Below are 17864 nucleotides of genomic sequence, written 5' to 3'. Positions count from 1 at the left end.
AGCGCATAAAGCGCGATAGCTTTTCTCGCCAGCGTAGCGATGCCCCTCGCACAGTGCAGCAAGGTTCTGCGGAAAAGGTGCGCCACACCTCTCATCGCCCGTTCAACGACCGCCGGGCAGTGTTGAGTACGCTAAGACCCATGAAAACCGGTCCCCTCTCACGTCTGCGCGCGGGCGCCGCGGTCGCCGCAGCAAGGCTCGCGACCACCGCGTCCCGCGCCACCGGCCGCGGCGCCGGCGGCATGATCGGCGGGCTCGTCGCGGGTGCGATCGACCCGACGATCATGGCCTCGCTCGGTGGCGGCCGTCCGGCTGCGCTGGTGACGGGGACGAACGGCAAGTCCACCACGACGCGCATGCTCGCCGCCGCCGTGGCCACCAAGCACACTGTGGCCACCAACGATGGCGGCGACAACATGGACGCCGGCATCATCTCTGCCCTCCTCGCCGGCAGGGACGCCTCTCACATCGTGCTCGAGGTCGACGAGCTGCACGTGCCGGCGGCCGCGGACAAGCTCGATCCGCTCGCGTTTATCCTGCTTAACCTCTCGCGCGACCAGCTCGACCGCGTCGGGGAGATCAACAAGATCGAGCGCGCCCTGCGCGCCGGCATCGATGCGCACCCCGAGGCCACGGTCGTTGCCAACTGCGACGACGTGCTCGTCTCGTCCGTGGCCTACGATCACCCCAACGTCGTGTGGGTCGCGGCCGGGGCCGGCTGGCTCGGCGATTCGGTGACCAATCCGCGCTCCGGCGGGCACGTCGTGCAGGGAGACGGCGACTGGTATGGCGTACAAAAGCTTGCCGACGGCCGCGAGTTCCGCCGCCCGGCCCCCTCCTACTGGCTCGACGGATCGACCCTCCACTCCCCGCGCGGCGAGGCCGAGTTGGCGCTGAAGCTGCCAGGCCGCGCCAACCTGGGCAACGCCGCCCAGGCGATCGCGTGCGCGGTCGAGGCGTTCGGGGTGCCCTTCGCGGACGCCGTGCGCGCGGCGGAGGGTATCGACAACGTCGCCGGGCGCTACTCCCGCGTCGCCCTCGGCGAGCGCGACGTGCACCTGCTGTTGGCGAAGAACCCGGCCGGCTGGCAGGAGGCGCTGAGCATGGTGGATCGCTCGGCGGACGGGCTGGTGATTGCCACCAACGGGCAGGTGGCCGACGGCGAGGACCTCTCGTGGCTGTGGGACGTGAAGTTCGAGGACTTCGAGGGCATCCACGTCGTCGCCGCCGGGGAGCGCGGCACGGACCTTGCGGTGCGCCTGCTCTACGCCGGCATCGAGCACGAGCTCATCCATGATCCCGTCAGGGCGATCCGCGCCTGCCCGCCGGGCCGGGTGGAGGTGCTGGCCAACTACACCGCGTTCCGCGACTTAAAGAAGGACCTGAGCAAGCAGGAGGACTACCGTGGCTAAGCGTCTGCGCATCGGACTGGTCCTGCCGGACGTCCTGGGCACCTACGGCGACGACGGCAACGCCCTGGTGCTGCGCCAGCGCGCCCGCATGCGTGGGATGGAGGCCGAGATCGAACGCATCGGGCTCGGTGACGACGTTCCCGCCGACTGCGACGTCTACACCATCGGCGGCGGCGAGGATGCCGCCCAGATTATCGCCTCGTCGCGCCTGAAGGCTTCCCCCGGCCTGCAGTCCGCGGCCGCCGACGGCCGCCCGATCTTCGCCGTGTGCGCGGGCATGCAGGTCCTCGGGCACGCCTTCACCGCCCACGGCGAGACCGTCGAGGGGCTCGGGCTTATCGACGCCACCACCACCCCCATGACCACCCGCGCCATCGGCGAAGTCGCCTCGCACCCCACGCGCGCTGGTATCACCGCGGGGCTGACCGAGCCGCTCACCGGGTTCGAAAACCACATGGGCGGAACCGTCCTCGGCCCCGAGGCCTCAGCACTAGGCACCGTCAAGCGCGGGGTGGGCAACGCGGAGAACACCGACGTCGAGGGCGTGGTGCAGGGCAGCATCATCGCAACTTACATGCACGGACCCGCGCTGGCGCGCAATCCGCAGCTGGCTGACCTGCTCATGGCCAAAGCCCTGGGAATCCCCATGTCAGACCTGGAGCCACTGGAGCTCGCAGAGATCGACCGGCTGCGGCTCGAGCGGATGCGCTAGCTAGAGCGTCAGCCGCCCCGTTAGCGCGCGAGAGAGGGTCAGTTCGTCGACGAACTCTAAGTCCCCGCCGAGCGGCATGCCAGAGGCGAGACGGGAGACGACGAGGTCCGGGAAGTCTTTGAGCAGACGCGCGAGGTAGGACGCGGTCGCCTCTCCCTCGGTATCGGGGTCGGTGGCGATAATGACCTCGTGGATCGTTGGCGGCTCCGCGCCCTCGACGTCTGGCAGCACGGAGCCGATGCGCTGGAGCAACTTGGCAATGTCGAGGTCTTTGGGCCCGACGTTGGCCAGCGGGTCGAGCGCCCCGCCGAGCACGTGGTAGCGGCCCTGGTACTCGCCGGTGCGCTCGATGACCTGGATGTCCTTGGCGTCTTCGACCACGCAGACCAACCCCGCGTCGCGGCCGGTGTCGGCGCAGATGCGGCAGACGTCGTCACGCGAAACGTTCGAGCAGACCCGGCAGAACCTCACCCCGTCGCGCACGGCGCCCAGCGCGGCGACGAGCCTATCGATATCGTCCGCGTCCTGCTTGAGCAGGTGAAAGGCGATCCTCTGGGCGCTTTTAGGCCCGACCCCGGGCAGGCGCGAGAGCTCGTCGATAAGGTCTTGCAGAGGTCCTTCAAACACCCCTCGACCCTAGACGATGCCCCCGAACGGGATCTCGCCGGCACCCGGCTGAGCCGCACCGGCGAGCGGTCCGATCTTGCTCTGAGCGAGCTGGCCGGCCTTGTTGTGCGCGTCGCGGTATGCGGCGAGGATGAGGTCCTGCAGCGTCTCGACGTCCTCAGGATCCACCGCCTCCGGCTTGATGGAGAGGTCCTTAATCTCCGCCCCGCCGGACATGGTGATGGAGACAAGCCCGCCGCCGGCGGTGCCCTCCACGGTGGTAGCAAGCAGCTCCTCCTGCGCCTTCTGCAGCTGCGCCTGAACCTCGGCTGCCTGGCGGATAAGGTCCTGCATGTCCTGGGGGATGTTCGGCTGGGTCACGGTGAGTTGCACCCTTTCACGATGTGGGTTTGTGGGAAATTTTGATCGCCAGTGTACTTTTCGTGCGCGAGGAGCGCTACAGAGGACATGCGGGCGAAAGAAAACGAACACGAAATTGATTCCTTGCCAAACGTAGCTAAACGTATAGTTGTACGGTAATGTGTGAGCGCGAAGCGAACGGGACCAATGTTCGCGATTCGTTCTGCAAGAGCAGTGACAAAAGGCACCTGAAAATGCACTCACTTACGAAGCGCAAGCCATCAGGATCTCATATAGTGCCGAAATCAACGACTCTGCACCTGCACCAGCGGTCGCTCAGTGAATGACCCGAGAAGGGTGAACCCCGTTTCGACCCCCACATACGACAGAAGTGCGGGAAGAAGCTCAGCGAAGCACAATAGTTGACGTCATAGCAACTGTTAACCTGAATCTATAATAAGCCGTAAAACGCACTATGAACTGCCTGTAAGCCGCTTAGTCTGTGAATATACTGTACAACGGCGTTGTGCGTTCTATACTGAGGCATAACGGAGCTGCACGATAGCGTAGGACATCGCACGAACTCTCAGTCGCACGAGAGTTTCTACGCTGTATCCGCAGCAGGTTGACCCGGCTTCGTTCGTTCAGGTTCAGTTTGGAACAGGTATGGAGGAAAAGTGCTTAATACCCGCATAGTTTTCGGTTCTTTGGCTGCAGCTTCGCTTATCGTGTCGTCGCTTTTCACCCCGGCGTTTGCACAAGCAGAGTCCGGCGTGGCTGGACAAACAGCAGAAGGCAGCACGGTTACCAACGGCACGGAGGCAGATTTTTGGTTTAAATCCGCAGAAGGAACGCGCACGTTCGATGTTGAGAAGAATGTGCTTGTCCCCCGTCTGTTGGAGGGAGATACCGTCAAAATTGAAGGAGATGTGATCAACGCGTACAACGCGAAGGGTGAGCTCGTCGCCAGCATCAAGGCGACCCTGCCACAAGGCATCGCTCTCGGATATGATGGCGAGGTCATCTACGCCTCATCCGCTGACGGCGTTGCGAACCGGTGCATCGAGAATAAGTGGGTGAGCCTCGGAATCAACACGGCCGCTGACTTGCTTGTTTGCCCTCCTCTCGGTATAGCAACAGGCGGGGTCGGCGGCGCAGCTTGCGGCGCAGCAACCAGTCTAGGCGTGACTGCAGCCAGCTGCTGAAGGCAGTACACCACACACGAAGACCAAAAGGAAGTGATGCTAAATGAGTTCCTCATCCTCACGCAACGCAGTGAGTGTTACTGAGGGGTGGAAAGTCCCTGTTGCAGTCTACGTCGTCTACATGGCCACAATCATTACCGCGGCGTCGGCACTCTTTGGTTGGTCGCTAGAGATTCCGTGGTGGGGTTGGCTGTGCGAGTGGGTCGTGCTCGTTGCAGGCACCTACGCGTGGATCAAGGCCGAGTCGAAGCCCGGAGACGACGGAACACTCTTCCTCAAGAAGAAGACACTAATCACCTCTGCAGCTATCTTTGCGGCTTTGTTCTTCATCGCGCTGGCCATCCTCTGGCTTTTGTAGGCGTCAAGGGCGACGTACTGGCAGCATAATGTGGGTGAGCCCGAAGATATGGGCCCACCCACATTTTAGTGTGAAGAATAGAGAACGAATATGCTGCGGTAGACACAGAAGCTCTACAGGCTACTGCTGACCGACCGATCTCCTCTGACAACAGTGCACTAAGAAGTTTGTGGAGCTTTTCTACCGCCTCGCTTCGCTCGTTGTGCTAGCGCCCGGGCTCCGAAAAGGCAACATTGACGGCTACGGCCCGCGCGCAGCACTTACCGACCGCGCCGACTTTATTACGGACGTCCGTCTCCTCTCCGACAAGAACGGGGCATTCACCGCCTACTCCGGAACCCAGGTTGCCACCGACGTGCTGGTCTTCTGTAGTCGCGAGGACCGCCAAGGGCCCACCGAGCGCACCGAGCACTTCCTGACCACCGCAGAGCTGGAGATCAACGGACAAACATTCCGCATGAACAAGCTTTTTGCGGATCACCCCGAGAACATCCTGGGCACCCCGCGCGCCGCCACAGGGCGTTTCAGGGCACAGCTGGCCTTCGACGCGGGCACCACCACTTCCCTCCCCGAGCAGGGGAGTGCCCGCCTCACCGCCGACACCGCTATTTCCTAGGCTGTGAACACCACCGGCCTGCTCAGCACCGTACGCGCTGAGATGGAATCTGTTGTCGGCACGCTGCACAACTAGAACGACGGAAAAGACCTCACCTTTTCCAGAGGCAGAATACCTTCGAGGGAACTACCGAGTGGGTGCCTGTGCGGTACACGAAAAAGTACGCCGGTTTCCACGCGCTGCGCCCCTCAACGAGCAGTACGACTCCTGTGTAAAAGCCCACGGACTCATCAACCTCCACGAGGTGAAAGAGCCCATAAAGAAATCCGAGGCTGATGTCGAGAAGGCCGTCACCTAACTGGATGCGAAGTGGCGATTCGACAAACGGCCTCGATGATCGTCCTTTCGAAGGTGATCTGTCCACCGACGTTTACGACGAGCTCATGTACCAAGCACGGCAGACCTCCAGCGCCCCGGTCATCAAACGCCGGCACTTGGAGGGAGCTATTGCCTCCGCCCTCTTCATGAGCGCCGTCTATACCCTGGAGCGCTACAACCCGGACACCAAGGAGGCGACAAAAGGACCGCTGTTTACCACGAACCCGATTCGTACCGATGTCAAACCTGACACCGCAGACACTCTCATCGACGCGCTCGACATCATCGAGGGCTCCGATAGGGCACTTACCGCCAACAATCCTGCAGACCTTCCCGGTGGTTACGACGCCGACGCCGTCGTGGAGGAATTGGAGGCAAAAGGTCTAGCGTTTCAAGACCCGCTCGAACCGGAGGAGTGGATTCCGCGCCACCGCTACCTCTCTGGTGCCGTGCGCACTAAGCTACGGATGGCCGAAGACCTGGCCTCCGCCGATGAGTATTTTGTTATCACCCGCGAGGCGCTGCGCCAGGAACTCGTGGAGCGCGGCATGGATGAGAGCCGCAGCCGATTCATCCACGAATGGGATGACCGAAACCTCGAACTCTTCGATGACTACAAAACGGTAAGGTCGATGTGTTATCTGCAACACCGCGAAGTTGTCGACCGGTGCCAACAACCAGACCCGAGCGGTGGCACTGCACCAATTTGACGTGCCGTGGCGACCTGCAGACATGGAGCAACGTCACGGGCGAATATCTGTCAGGGCAACCAGAACCAGGACGTGCGCGTGTACCACTACATCGCTGCAGGAACAGCGGACGGTCACGCCTGGCCCACCCTGAAAAATAAGCAGGAATTGATCCAACAGATTTACCAGGGTAGACGCTGTGCCAATGAGTTGAACGTCGAGAACAACAAGGGTGACGTTCCCGCACGCAACAAGTCGCTGGCCACGGGCAACCCCGACTTCGAGCGCGAGATCGTGTTGACCCTCGAGGTCGAGGAACTGCAATCGCGCAAGACCGAGCATGTTGCTCAAAAGGAGTCGGTGGAGTTCTAGCGGGGACTAGTTCTCACAAGTTGAGCAAGAAGGTGCTAGTCGATCTTGTCGGACTCTTTAAAATAGTCTCCGCAAACTCCGCCGTCCCGGGTGCGCAACCTTATGCAACCCGCAATTTCTAAAAATTAACGGTGCGGTCATTAAGAACACATAGACATCCCGGGCTCGGAACGTGTATGGCAGACTTCGCCGTCATAATCCCCACTACCCGTACACACATTCACAGTCGATGGATCGGCGAACAACGAAGATAACCGATCAACAATGTCTACTTCGTCTAGCCACGGAAGAATCCCAGCCCCTTCTTCTGGTTCGTATTCTTTCAGAGCACCTCCTATTGCCCTACATGGCGCCAATAGGACTTTCGCCGGGGAAGATCAACGAGACGGCGCGGATGAAACATCTCGCAAACAAGAGGGAGAAAGGGACTTTGGTGGTATTCCTCCACACTACAACGGCCGCGCCCCGAGTTCGGAAGCGAGCAGCTCCATTGCCACCTCGGTGGCGTCGCGGCGATCCCTGCTCCCCTCCTCCCGCGCCTGGTCCGCCATGTCGCGCTCCTCGTCTTCCTGGGCGTACTCGGGCGCCGGCGGCACCGGGGAGGGTTCGGCGTCGGGGGGATAGTCCTCCGGCTCGTCGGGTTCCGGAGGCAGCGGGACCTCACTGCGCTGGGCATTACTGGTGTTACCGGCATTGCCACGCTGGGCGCGCCTCGCCGCATCTGCCGCGGCACGCCAATCGTTCTTCAGCTCCGGCACGGGGGCCGTTGCCGACAACTCAGTGGACGGCGCCTTGGGCGCAGGAGCGGTGGCAGCTGCCGGGGCAGGCTCCTCGGGTTCTGGCTCGCGTGGGGCTTTCCCGGCGTTGGGGTTCCACACGCGCTGGGCAGGTGCGGTGGATGCGCTGAAGCCGGCCTTCCCCGGATCGGTGCCCACCACGCAGCGCACCTCCACCGTGCTGCCCAGGTGCTGCGAGAAGACCGCGGCGATGTCGGCGTTGTTCGACGCAGCGTTGATGCGCTCTGCTAGCGCCCCGGTGTTGTGGCCGACGACCAGCGTGTTGCCGTCCATCCCCAGCGGGGTGGCCTCTGTGAGCATGATCTCGGCGACCTTGTTGCGCCCGCCCACCGCCTGGCGCATCTGCGTCCAGTGGGCACGCACCCGCTCGAAGATGTCCTCTGCGGGATGCTCCACGGGTTGGGGCTCCGGTTCGGGTTCCGGCTTACGCTGCGGTGCGCGCTGCGGCCCCGGCGTCGACGTGGTGCGCGGCACCTTGCGTTCCCCCGCCGCTGCGGCTGCGGCAGCGGCGGCAGCGGCAGCACCAGCCCCGCCCCGGGTGACGGGGGCGGGAGACTCCGGCGCGAGCTGGGCGGGCTGCGAAGGCAGGTCTGGGCCAACAACCTGCGCCGGGGCGGAAACCTCGGGGGCGGTGATGAGGTGGGCCATCATGACCTCGAGAAGCAGACGGGGGCTCGTGGCACCACGCAGGCTTGCCATGCGCTCGTTGACCTCGGAGGCAAGGCTGGCTAGCTCATTGCCGGAGAACTTCTCGGCCTGGCTTCGCAGGATATCGACGCGTTGTTCCGGGGCGTTGACTAGGCCCTGGCCGAACGCGTCGGGTACCGTCCTGACAATCATGAGGTCGCGGAGGCGATCGAGCAGGTCGGAGGCGAAACGGCGCGGCTCGTGGCCGGCCTCAATGACGTCGTCGATGGTGCTAAACATCGCGGCCGCGTCGCGTGTGGCGAGTGCATCGACAGCGGCGTCGATAAGCGTCAGCTCAGTGACCCCGAGCAGCGGGATGGCAAGGTCGTAAGTGAGCCCGGCTGGCCCCGCGCCGGAGAGCAGCTGGTCGAGCAGGGAGAGCGTATCGCGCGGCGAACCCCCGCCGGCCTGGATGACCAGCGGGTAGACGGAATCCTCGACGTGAACGCCCTCCTCGCGCACGACCTTTTCCAGCAGCTCGCGCATCGCCTGCGGGGTGAGCAGGCGGAACGGGTAGTTGTGGGTGCGCGAGCGGATCGTGCCCAGCATCTTCTCCGGCTCGGTGGTGGCGAAGATGAAGATGAGGTGCTCCGGCGGCTCCTCGACGATCTTGAGCAGGGCGTTGTTGCCCTGGGTGGAAATCATGTGCGCCTCGTCGATGATAAAGACGCGGTAGCGAGACTCCGCCGGCGCGAACAGGGCGCGCTCGCGCAGCTCGCGCATGTCGTCGACGCTGCCGTTCGAGGCCGCGTCGAGCTCCATGACGTCCAAGTTGCCGGGCCCGCCCGGCGCGAGCGAGACGCAGGAATCGCACTTCCCGCACGGCGTCGAGGTCGGGCCTTCCACGCAGTTGAGCGAGCGCGCGAGAATGCGTGCCGACGACGTCTTACCGCAGCCCCTCGGCCCCGAGAACAGGTAGGCATGGTTGATCCGCCCGTTGTCCAGCGCGGTGGACAACGGCCTGGTCACCTGCTCCTGCCCGATGACCTCACCGAACGTCGCGGGGCGGTATTTCCGGTACAAAGCCACGGGGCTAGCTTAGCGGAGAGCGCCCGCGGAGAAACGGGGCCTTACTTCCCACGCACCAGGTGGGATTCGAGTCGTGCGACCGCCGTACTGGCATTAGGGCCGACCTCGTCGAATTCGGCGACAGCCACGTTGATCTGGGCCTTGGCGTGGGCATCAATAGGGAAATCTTGCGCAACATGCTTGTCCGAGTCGGGGAACAGTGCGCCGTGCGCCCTTAAGTTTCGCAGTCAACGCGCTCCGCGTGGCTAATCCCCTGCTCCAGCTGGCCAAAACTGGATTCATCCACGTCAACGTCGAAGAACACATCGCTATACGGTGCGTCCTTGTCGTTGGCCAGATTATGTTTTACCTTTCCGACGATCTCTTCCGGAGAATGGGACTCAGTTCTCGCCTTCAGGCCAGACAAGCGGTAGAGTTTTCTCAATCTCTCAAAGTATTCTTTCTTCGTAACCGCACCTTGGACCACGAGCAGGGTGGTAGGGTTCTCGGGCCGCCGTCCCGCGGGCTTCCGGCGCTTCGACTACGTTAACCTCCTACCTTGTCCGCGAGAGGTCTGTGTAGCTCCGCCGCAGTTCGTCGAGGGTGCGAACGAGTTCGGCGTTATCCGGGATCGGTACTGCTCCATAGCTGCCCTGCAAGTAGCGTTTTTCGATGTTATGGGCGCTGCGCACGGGAAACTCGTCGAGCGCAATGAGCTCGGAACGAGAGCTTTGTTTGTCGACAAACCATACCTCCCCGCGGTGGAGCACCTCGTCGGGCTGCTTACCGATAAGCGATGTGTCGTGCGACGTAAACAGCAGCTGGGCTCCTGATGGATTGAGCTCAGGATCATCGAAATACGAAACCAGTTGGCGCACAAGCAGCGGGTGCAATGAGAGTCCGATCTCGTCGACGGTAAGAACTCCCCCAAGGGTAAGTGCGAAAAGCGCGGGAACGACAACATCCATCCAGGTCTTGGTCCCCTGCGATTCGTCTTCCTCATGGAGAGAAAAGCTCGCGCCGTCACTCTCGTGCTCGAACTCCAGGTAACGCAAGTACTGTTCAATAGCCTCCGCATCAACCTTGAGCTGAGTGTCGTTGGCAGCTTTTTGGCTCATCGAATAGAGGACCTGCTCCACGGCCGGAGGCGCATCTTCTTTCCGCACATCAACGTTGATCACTCCGACATCCGCCACGCGGAGGATGGACGTCAAGGCGGTCAGCCAATGAACGTTTTCCTGAGCGAGGTCGATAAGCCACCTGTGGCGCTGGACCTGGTCGCCTTCCCCGTCGATCAACGGTAGGAAGAAACGCCACCAGTCAACCGCGGCGATGTGTTTACCCGGAGACTTCACGGTGTCCCAGGCGGAAAACACTAATGACCAGTTGCGCATAAATTGCTCTATATTCCCCTTCGCGGCCTGCGGGAGTCCCGATTGCTGCCCGAACTCGATGTCGTTGCGGGTGCGCTCAAAGAGTTTGATGAAACGAACACGCTCGACGGCTTCCAGCTTCTCCTTGACCACGCCGGCATTGTCAAGAACCAGAAGCCAGCGGTAGTGCACATCGTCCGCGACGTACTCGACTTCAAAGGACGTCTCCCTGTCGAGTGACAACCGATGCGGATCCCGCAACGCCGCCACGAATCTCTCGCCCGTCAGGGAGCGGAAGACAGCGTCGCGAAGTAACGACAAGGGGCGCAAGATATTCGACTTTCCGGATGCATTGGCGCCAAAGACGGCGGCTCGCCGCCAGGTGTTGTCCCGCCACGTCTCCCCGCCGCGCGGCCGAAGAGTCTTAAACCCGCGACGCTGGAGGTCCAACACCGCTTCCTCGGAAAAAGAGCGGTAGTTTGTGATCGCGATTGAGAGCAGCACGCCTTCAGACTACGTCCTGCGAGTCATGCAAATTCTCTGCGTACATGCCATCAATTACTTCCCAGCCCCACACCGCTGCCCAGGATCACCACCCCGAGGACGATCATCACCGCGGGGAACAAGATCTTGTCGGAACGCTCCAGCCACTCACGAATCCCCGGCCGCGTCGCCGCGAAGCGCGCAAGCCACACCAGGGCCGCGACCAGCACGAGGAAAACACCGCAGTACACCGCCACGGCCCACTCCGGCGCCGTGATGAATACGGGCAGGTAGAGGCCGATGTTGTCCCCTCCGTTAGCGAAGGTAACAGCGGCGACGGCCACGGTGGTCACACGCGTGGATCCAGCGAGGTCATCGTCGTCCTCGCCGCGGTACGCGTCCCAGGCCGACTTCAGGCCGATCGCCAGCGGGATGAGCCCGAGGTACGGGATCGCCGAGGGCGGGAACAGCGCCGCAGCTCCCCACGCACTCAACAGCGAGACGGCGAGGATGCCAGCGAAGCCTACGTACTGGCCGGCGAGGATGCGTCGCCACGCGAGAGGTTCCCCCGCCCCGCGGGCGAAGAACAGCGCGAGCACGATGATGTCGTCGATGTTGGTGGCCGCGAACAGCAGTGCGGCCTGCGCGATGGTGGCGAGCATGGCCGAGCCCTACCCCGCCGGGTGAATGACCGACGACACAAAGGGCTGCCGTGCCGCGGTCGCATCTTTGAAACGTTGCACTTCACGTGGCATGAGCACGATTCTACCCGGGCCCCCAGGGCCCCAACCGGGGGTGGCGGGAACGGTATGTTCAACCAATTGAACTATTATGTTCAGTGTAAGCTACCCGACCCACGCAAGGGGACCCCATGACAGAGACCCCGCGCCTGGTGTACTTCTCCTCGGCGAGCGAGAACACCAAGCGGTTTGTTGACAAGCTCGGCATCCCAGCGCTGCGCATCCCCCTGTACCCGAAGCGCGACGGAATGCTTCGCGTCAGCGCCCCCTACGTGCTCATCGTCCCCACCTACGGCGGCGGGAGCATCAAAGGCGCCATCCCGGTACAGGTGAGGAAGTTCCTCAACGTCGAGGCCAACCGGGCCCTGCTGCGCGGCGTCATCACCGCAGGTAACCGAAACTTTGGCACCGCGTACTGCATAGCTGGGCCCATGATCTCCCGAAAGTGCGGTGTCCCGGAGCTCTACCGATTCGAGCTCCTCGGCACCGAGCACGACGTCGCGCGCGTGCGAAGCGGACTGAAAGAGTTTTTCGCCTCCGACGCCTTTATCCGTCACGCCGAACCTGCCGAGCAGCACTAACCACCAAGAAAAGATAAGGATGGACACAATGAGAACACCCACCGAGTTTCTCGCGGATTCGCAAACGCCCCCGCACTTCCGCCTGGGCAACGCCAAGCCGCTGCGGCCGATTAATTGGAACCGCGTGCAAGACCCGAAGGACCTCGAGGTGTGGAACCGCCTGACCAGCAACTTCTGGCTGCCCGAGAAGGTCCCGCTGTCGAACGACCTGGCGGATTGGAACAAGCTCGGCGAATTAGAAAGGCGCCTGACCATGCGCGTGTTCACCGGCCTAACGCTGCTCGACACCGTGCAGGCCAGCGTCGGCGAGATCAGCCAGATCCAGGACGCCCAGACCGACCATGAAGAGGCGGTCTACGCCAACATCGCGTTCATGCAGGCGGTCCACGCCCGCAGCTACTCCTCGGTCTTTTCCACCCTGTCATCCACCGCAGAGATCGACGCCGCCTATTCCTGGGCGATCGACAACCCCGTGCTGCAAGAGCGCGCCGCCGTGGTACTGCGCCACTACTTTGGCGACGACCCATTAAAGCGCAAAGTAGCCTCCACCCTGCTGTCGTCCCTGCTGCTCTACGCCGGGTTCTACCTGCCCCTCCACTTCAGCGTGCACGCGAAGCTGACCAACACCGCCGACCTCATCCGCCTCATCCTGCGCGACAAGGCGGTCCACGGCTACTACTCCGGTTACAAGTACCAGCGCGGCCTGGAGAAACACCCGCAGGAGACACAGGAGCAGATGCGCGAGTTCACCTACGACCTCGTGCGCCAGCTCTACAACCTTGAGGTCGAATACTCCGGCGAGCTCTACAAGCCCTTCGGGCTTTTCGACGACGTCTCCGCCTTCGTCCGCTACAACGCGAACAAGGCCCTGATGAACCTCGGCTACAAAGAGCTCTTCGCCTCAAAGAAGTGCGTCATCCGCCCAGAGATCCTCACCGCACTTACCCCCGGGGCCGACGAGAACCACGACTTCTTCTCCGGCTCCGGGTCCTCCTACGTCATCGGCAAGACCGTAGAGACCGACGACACCGACTGGGACTTCTAGCCTCGAGGCGTGCGCCCGGCTCCTAGAGGGTCTTGAAAATCTCCTCTGCCACGCGCGCCTGCCCCTTGCCGTTAGGGTGGAAGGGGATGCCATTGTCAGGCACGCCCAGGAAACTCGCCTCGCGCACATCGGGGTCGGCGCACATTCCCTGGGGGTTGGCGGGCGGCTCGACGAAGATCGTGCCGGTCTCCGCGGCCACCTGCCGGCCAACGTCGTTGAGGCCGTTGATGTAGTTCTTAATCCACAACCGGTCCTCCAGCGTCGCACCGCCGAGGTCCGGGCAAGTGCGCTCCGGGTCGCCCACGACGTCGAAGTAGCCCACCACGCGCACCTGCGCCTGCGGTGCGCGGCGCTGGATATCGCGCACGATAGCGAGGTATTCGTCGTGGTAATCGCGGTTGGTGTGGGCCACAGAAGCAGTGCCGTTTCCGCATGTTATCCCCCTGCGCGCCGACGACTGTTGCATAGCCTCAATCGAATCTCGCAGCCCAGCGGGGTACGAGGAAGTTGACGACAAAGGATTCGGCTGGCCGTTGAAGCCAAGCACAGCGGGAAGACACGCCGCCAGCGCATCCTCTGTGGACGGATTACCACCGAGGGTAACAGTGACGAGGTCAGTGTCGGGCGTGATTGCCTCAGCCTGCGTAGACGGGTTGGTAAACGGCAGGGGAACGTGCTGCGGACGCCAGTAGTCCTTGGTTCGTGCGAACCCGCAGGACTCATCACGGAACTGCTCGGGGCCGCTGAGCCCGAGGCGAGCCGCGAGTTGGCGCGGGTAATTGTCGTTCGAGCGCGCGCACAGCGGACGGTCGAGGACGTCGAATTGGGTGATGGAACCGACGGAGGCGAACGAATCCCCCACGGCGACATACTTGTGGTACTTCCCCGGCTCCGGTTGCGCGTGCGCGGGGGCAGCTGCGACCCCCGCGATAGCGGCGGCCGCGGAGGCGGCAAGGATGGTGAGGCGAGATAGCACTTTCATGGCAGCTCCTGAACGTCGGCGGATACAACTTCAGGTAGCACCATAGGGCGTATCCAGGGAAAGCGACAGCGGCAAAAATTGTGGACGCCTTTCCCGCATGCCGCCTATGAGCACTTTTATACTTTCGTTCCAGGAACGAGCTACCGCACTCTCGACCGAGATTTTACGGCCCCCATCTGGCCTTATAGTAAGTTCCTGCCAACTTCATGCCACTTACCCGGGTAGCAGGTCCCCGCAGGGCCTAATCGGGGTCCCTGCCCCAATCCCCTACCCACACTCCGCGCCGGCGCAGGCGCGTCTCCAGCGCCGGGTAGCCGCGCTCGCGGGCGATACCGAACTCGTCATCAGTAAGCATGACGAGCTCGAGCAACAGCGTCATCCGCCCCGGCTCGTTATAGAGCGGGGTGCCGCGAGAGAAAAGCTCCGGCTCACGCAGCAGGCCGTGGCGCACCGCCTGCTGCGGCAAGAGGTCCTCCAAAAGCACACCGGGCTGTGCCGGGGCACCAAGGGCCTCAAGCGCGCGAGTGGCCGCCACGACAGCACTCCCCACCGCAAGCGGCTCGGCATCGGCACGGCAGACGATCTCGCAGCGCACCTCGGTGTCGACATCGTCGCTCATCACCAACCCCGTGTCCACGCCCGAGAACCCGGCCGTTACGGCGACGGGCTGGCCATCGTAGGTATCCAGGGCGACCTCGCGGGCGTCGATAAGCGTCAGGCGCATCGTCGGGAAGATCGACGCGAGCCAGCTAGCGAGCTCGTCGCCCGTCATGCCCCGAGCTTTTCCACTGCCGCGAGCAGCACGCAGGTGGCCACGCCGTCCATCGCCTCACGGACCTCATCCAACGGCGGCAGCGAAGGAGCGAGACGGATGTTGCGGCCGCGCGGATCCTTGCCGTGCGGGAACGAGGCCCCCGCCTTCGTGAGCGTAATGCCCGCCTGCTTCGCCAGCTCCCACACGCGATCAGCGGTGCCGTCGATGACGTCGAGCGAGATGAAGTAGCCGCCCTTGGGCTTCGTCCACGTGGCGACGCCGTAGGCACCCAGGCGCTCGTCGAGAATCTCGAGCACCGCCGCGAACTTCGGCGCGAGCGAATCAGCGTGCTTGCGCATGAGCGCATACACGCCCTCGGCGTCCCGGAAGTACCGTGCGTGCGCGAGCTGGTTGACCTTGTTCGGGCCGATGCCGCGGGTGCCCGCGATCTGCGTATACCAGTTGAGGTTCTCCTTCGAGGACGCGAAGAAAGACACCCCCGCCCCGGCGAAGGTGATCTTCGACGTCGAGCTCATGTACCAGAAACGGTTCGGGTTGCCCATCTCCGCAGCGATGGAGATGACATCCGGGTTGTCCGGGAACTCATCCGTGAGCGTGTGCACCGCATACGCGTTATCCCACACGATGCGGAAGTCGGGCGCCGCAGTTTCCATCGCCGCTAAACGGTCGATGACCTCGCGAGAATAGCTAATTCCAGTAGGGTTCCCAAAAATGGGGACGCTCCACATTCCCTTCACGCAAGGGTCTTTGACCAGCTCCTCGATCGCGTCCACGTCGGGGCCATCGTCGAGCATGGGCACCTGGACCATCTCGAAGCCGAATTGCTCGGTGATGGTGAAGTGGCGATCGTAGCCCGGCACCGGGCAGATCCACTTCACGTTGGCCTCGTCCTTCCACGGGCGCTCGGAATCGTTGTTGCCGAAAACGTAGGAAAACGAGACGAGGTCGAACATGATGTTCAGCGAGGAGGCATCCGCCGCAAGGAGCGTGGCGTGGTCGATGCCAAGCACCCCGGCCCACAGCTCGCGGATATCCTCAATGCCGGCCAGGTTGCCGTAATTGCGCACATCCGCACCGGTGGCATCCGTGTAGTCCCCCTCGCCCGGCAGAGCAAGCAGCGCGCGGGAGAAGTCGAGCTGCTCCGCCGAAGGCTTACCGCGGGTCAAATCCAGGCTTAAGTCCTTCGCCTTGAGCTCGTCGTAGCGGGCGCGGACGTCGGCAGCGAGCTGGTCGAGCTCGCCCTTTTCTAGATCAAGCAGGGACATGGGTGCACCACTTTCGTGAGTCGACAATCTGGACCCATGATACGTGCCTCCGACTCTGCGCTGCGCTCCAATACCCGCCAGAGGCAAAAGAAGGGGACCCCACGCACCTGCCAGAGCTCGCTGACCCTTGCTGCGTTCCCGCCCTGGGGGAGTTCACAAGATAGACACCGCGTGGGATCCTGCCCCACACTCTAGCGGCTCGCCATTCCAACCTCAAAAGCCACTACCCCACCAGCCGTTTTGGCCGGTATGCACCGATGGGCTAGAGTAATTCCCCGATGCATTCCGCGTCGCTTCATGGAGGATTCGACTAGCGGCCTATGTCACACGCCTGGAACGCGTGCGGGTAGCAATACCCTCGTGGGTTCAAATCCCACATCCTCCGCCACTGCCAACCCCCGGCGCTTGCCGGGGGTTTCTCACTGTGCATGGCGCACCCTAGAGCCCCAGGGCGAGGAAGGGAAACGTGCTGATCTTGTCTTCGGTGGTGTAGCTCATCCCAGTCGCGGTGATAACGGCTGCGAAGGATGGGGGCGTGCCGGCATCGATTTGGTCGAGTGCCTTGCGCAGGCGGCGGACCCCCTCATCGACCTGTCCGTAGCCGAGCTTGACTTCGACGGCAGCCCAGCGGGCGTCGTCAAGCACGATGACAGCATCAATTTCATACCCGTTAGAGTCGCGGTAGTGGTACACGCGACCCCCGAGGGCTTCCGCCATGACCGAAAGGTCGTGAACCACGGCCGACTCGAATAAAAAGCCAAGCGTTTCAGGATCGCGGCGCAGACTCTCAGCCGTCGCTCCTAGAGCGGCGGCAGCCAGGGATGCGTCGGCGAGGTGGTATTTTCTACTGGTCCTCAGTCGCGCCTTTGAGCGCAACCGGGGAGCCCACGCAGGGACCGATTCGATGACAAATATCCTTTCTAAGGTATCGACGAGCATCGCGACCGACTCAACACTTATCGAGGGCGCCACCGCCTTGAGGTCCTTGCGAATGGTGGCCTGGGTTACCTCTGAGGCGGTCACGCGCGCGAGGGATGCCAGGAGCTGGTCGAGGACAATCGGATCGTGTCGGAAGTCGTGGAGACGGTAGACGTCCGTGCGCGCCGTCTCAGAAAGGTAAGCACGAAGTGGACCTCGCGATTGTTCGGGCGAAAGCGAAATGTGAGCGGGAAACCCGGAGGTTAAGAGTGCCTCGAGGTTGTCATCAAGGCTGAACTGGGTTGGATCGGTCGGAACATCTGCCCCGCCAAAGAGCTCATCGAGCGTGACGCGCGGCTGCGATTTCCCCTTCTCCGCCCACGTGAGGGTGCGCTGCCGAATGCGGAGAAAACGAGCGGCACCGCTGTGCCGCGTAATGTCATCGCTCGGAATGGCAGAGCCTGTGAGGATGTAGTTGCCGAAGCCCTCCGCTCGGTCCACCTAGCCACGCCCACCAGCCTATTCGGATTTTTGCAGACTTTCTAGGTCGATTCTTGCAGAT

Annotated in this window: 19 protein-coding genes, 1 tRNA gene and 1 other RNA gene; 10 read left to right on the top strand and 11 right to left on the bottom strand. The window is 62.7% G+C overall.

Annotated features, from left to right (window positions below; genetic code table 11):
* The first annotated feature begins 140 nt into the window (after positions 1-140).
* Together C3E79_RS00785 and C3E79_RS00780 are read left to right on the top strand one after the other, a co-directional pair.
* The gene (locus C3E79_RS00785) at positions 141-1412 is read left to right on the top strand and encodes a Mur ligase family protein (RefSeq protein WP_108403191.1); all 1272 of its coding nucleotides are present in this window, start codon (positions 141-143) and stop codon (positions 1410-1412) included.
* Positions 1405-2124, top strand: coding sequence for a type 1 glutamine amidotransferase (locus C3E79_RS00780; RefSeq protein ID WP_108403190.1), 720 nt, complete (start codon positions 1405-1407; stop codon positions 2122-2124). The genes C3E79_RS00785 and C3E79_RS00780 overlap by 8 nt, the downstream gene beginning before the upstream one ends.
* Here C3E79_RS00780 and recR read toward each other — a convergent pair whose 3' ends face one another.
* Together recR and C3E79_RS00770 are read right to left on the bottom strand one after the other, a co-directional pair.
* Positions 2125-2751, bottom strand: coding sequence for a recombination mediator RecR (gene recR / locus C3E79_RS00775; protein ID WP_108403189.1), 627 nt, complete (start codon positions 2749-2751; stop codon positions 2125-2127). It abuts the gene before it with no gap.
* A 9-nt stretch (positions 2752-2760) separates the two neighbouring features.
* Positions 2761-3111, bottom strand: a complete 351-nt coding sequence (locus C3E79_RS00770; RefSeq protein WP_235840720.1) for a YbaB/EbfC family nucleoid-associated protein — start codon at positions 3109-3111, stop codon at positions 2761-2763.
* A 656-nt stretch (positions 3112-3767) separates the two neighbouring features.
* On the opposite strand from C3E79_RS00770, the gene C3E79_RS11250 reads away from it, so the two are divergent.
* The 5 genes from C3E79_RS11250 to C3E79_RS11245 all read left to right on the top strand — a co-directional run bounded on the left by C3E79_RS11250 (position 3768) and on the right by C3E79_RS11245 (position 6648).
* Positions 3768-4295, top strand: a complete 528-nt coding sequence (locus C3E79_RS11250) for a hypothetical protein (protein WP_146183427.1) — start codon at positions 3768-3770, stop codon at positions 4293-4295.
* Between the two features lie 43 nt (positions 4296-4338).
* Entirely contained in the window at positions 4339-4653 is a 315-nt protein-coding gene (locus C3E79_RS00760; RefSeq protein ID WP_146183426.1) for a hypothetical protein, read from the top strand.
* A gap of 169 nt (positions 4654-4822) precedes the next feature.
* Positions 4823-5269: a hypothetical protein gene (locus C3E79_RS00755; RefSeq protein ID WP_108403186.1), complete on the top strand. Its 447-nt coding sequence runs from the start codon at positions 4823-4825 to the stop codon at positions 5267-5269.
* A gap of 302 nt (positions 5270-5571) precedes the next feature.
* A complete protein-coding gene (locus tag C3E79_RS00750) occupies positions 5572-6297 on the top strand; it encodes a hypothetical protein (RefSeq protein WP_108403185.1) in 726 nt (241 codons plus the stop codon).
* Between the two features lie 189 nt (positions 6298-6486).
* Entirely contained in the window at positions 6487-6648 is a 162-nt protein-coding gene (locus C3E79_RS11245) for a hypothetical protein (protein WP_158268513.1), read from the top strand.
* A gap of 449 nt (positions 6649-7097) precedes the next feature.
* Here the strand turns inward: C3E79_RS11245 and C3E79_RS00745 are convergent, their stop codons facing one another.
* The 4 genes from C3E79_RS00745 to C3E79_RS00730 all read right to left on the bottom strand — a co-directional run bounded on the left by C3E79_RS00745 (position 7098) and on the right by C3E79_RS00730 (position 11658).
* Positions 7098-9161, bottom strand: coding sequence for a DNA polymerase III subunit gamma and tau (locus C3E79_RS00745; protein WP_108403184.1), 2064 nt, complete (start codon positions 9159-9161; stop codon positions 7098-7100).
* A gap of 214 nt (positions 9162-9375) precedes the next feature.
* Positions 9376-9585 (bottom strand): hypothetical protein, encoded by a 210-nt coding sequence (locus tag C3E79_RS00740; RefSeq protein WP_108403183.1) that lies wholly within the window; start codon positions 9583-9585, stop codon positions 9376-9378.
* Between the two features lie 109 nt (positions 9586-9694).
* Positions 9695-11017, bottom strand: a complete 1323-nt coding sequence (locus tag C3E79_RS00735; RefSeq protein ID WP_108403182.1) for an AAA family ATPase — start codon at positions 11015-11017, stop codon at positions 9695-9697.
* Positions 11018-11067: 50 nt separating this feature from the next.
* Positions 11068-11658, bottom strand: a complete 591-nt coding sequence (locus tag C3E79_RS00730) for a cadmium resistance transporter (protein ID WP_108403181.1) — start codon at positions 11656-11658, stop codon at positions 11068-11070.
* A 209-nt stretch (positions 11659-11867) separates the two neighbouring features.
* Here C3E79_RS00730 and nrdI point away from each other — a divergent pair, with 209 nt between their 5' ends.
* Both nrdI and nrdF read left to right on the top strand, forming a co-directional pair.
* Positions 11868-12317, top strand: coding sequence for a class Ib ribonucleoside-diphosphate reductase assembly flavoprotein NrdI (gene nrdI, locus C3E79_RS00725; RefSeq protein ID WP_108403180.1), 450 nt, complete (start codon positions 11868-11870; stop codon positions 12315-12317).
* 28 nt (positions 12318-12345) lie between these two features.
* Positions 12346-13362: a class 1b ribonucleoside-diphosphate reductase subunit beta gene (gene nrdF / locus C3E79_RS00720; protein WP_199219514.1), complete on the top strand. Its 1017-nt coding sequence runs from the start codon at positions 12346-12348 to the stop codon at positions 13360-13362.
* A gap of 22 nt (positions 13363-13384) precedes the next feature.
* Here the strand turns inward: nrdF and C3E79_RS00715 are convergent, their stop codons facing one another.
* The 4 genes from C3E79_RS00715 to ffs form a co-directional block, all read right to left on the bottom strand.
* Positions 13385-14344, bottom strand: a complete 960-nt coding sequence (locus tag C3E79_RS00715) for an SGNH/GDSL hydrolase family protein (RefSeq protein ID WP_108403178.1) — start codon at positions 14342-14344, stop codon at positions 13385-13387.
* Between the two features lie 241 nt (positions 14345-14585).
* Entirely contained in the window at positions 14586-15116 is a 531-nt protein-coding gene (locus tag C3E79_RS00710) for a hypothetical protein (protein ID WP_108403177.1), read from the bottom strand.
* On the bottom strand, positions 15113-16384 hold the full coding sequence (locus C3E79_RS00705) for an aspartate aminotransferase type Ic (RefSeq protein WP_108403176.1): 1272 nt from the start codon (positions 16382-16384) through the stop codon (positions 15113-15115). Before C3E79_RS00705 ends, C3E79_RS00710 begins: the two co-directional genes overlap by 4 nt.
* Before the next feature lie 85 nt (positions 16385-16469).
* Positions 16470-16568: signal recognition particle sRNA small type (gene ffs, locus C3E79_RS00700), an RNA gene on the bottom strand.
* Between the two features lie 115 nt (positions 16569-16683).
* On the opposite strand from ffs, the gene C3E79_RS00695 reads away from it, so the two are divergent.
* Positions 16684-16772, top strand: a tRNA-Ser gene (locus C3E79_RS00695).
* Between the two features lie 50 nt (positions 16773-16822).
* Here C3E79_RS00695 and C3E79_RS00690 read toward each other — a convergent pair.
* Positions 16823-17803, bottom strand: a complete 981-nt coding sequence (locus tag C3E79_RS00690) for an ATP-binding protein (protein ID WP_108403175.1) — start codon at positions 17801-17803, stop codon at positions 16823-16825.
* Between the last annotated feature and the right edge of the window lie 61 nt (positions 17804-17864).

The organism is Corynebacterium liangguodongii (genome assembly GCF_003070865.1).
In the GTDB taxonomy this organism is placed as follows: Bacteria; Actinomycetota; Actinomycetes; order Mycobacteriales; family Mycobacteriaceae; genus Corynebacterium; species Corynebacterium liangguodongii.
The sequence above is the reverse complement of the archived record's forward strand: the minus strand, read 5'-3'. Positions and strand labels throughout refer to the sequence as shown.

Excerpts from the sequence above, each read along its gene's own strand:
- C3E79_RS00785 (WP_108403191.1), top strand. The coding sequence starts at position 141 with ATGAAAACCGGTCCCCTCTCACGTCTGCGCGCGGGCGCCGCGGTCGCC.
- C3E79_RS00760 (WP_146183426.1), top strand. The coding sequence starts at position 4,339 with ATGAGTTCCTCATCCTCACGCAACGCAGTGAGTGTTACTGAGGGGTGG.
- C3E79_RS00750 (WP_108403185.1), top strand. The coding sequence starts at position 5,572 with ATGCGAAGTGGCGATTCGACAAACGGCCTCGATGATCGTCCTTTCGAA.
- C3E79_RS00730 (WP_108403181.1), bottom strand. The coding sequence starts at position 11,658 with ATGCTCGCCACCATCGCGCAGGCCGCACTGCTGTTCGCGGCCACCAAC.
- nrdI (WP_108403180.1), top strand. The coding sequence starts at position 11,868 with ATGACAGAGACCCCGCGCCTGGTGTACTTCTCCTCGGCGAGCGAGAAC.
- nrdF (WP_199219514.1), top strand. The coding sequence starts at position 12,346 with ATGAGAACACCCACCGAGTTTCTCGCGGATTCGCAAACGCCCCCGCAC.
- C3E79_RS00715 (WP_108403178.1), bottom strand. The coding sequence starts at position 14,344 with ATGAAAGTGCTATCTCGCCTCACCATCCTTGCCGCCTCCGCGGCCGCC.
- C3E79_RS00710 (WP_108403177.1), bottom strand. The coding sequence starts at position 15,116 with ATGACGGGCGACGAGCTCGCTAGCTGGCTCGCGTCGATCTTCCCGACG.
- C3E79_RS00705 (WP_108403176.1), bottom strand. The coding sequence starts at position 16,384 with ATGTCCCTGCTTGATCTAGAAAAGGGCGAGCTCGACCAGCTCGCTGCC.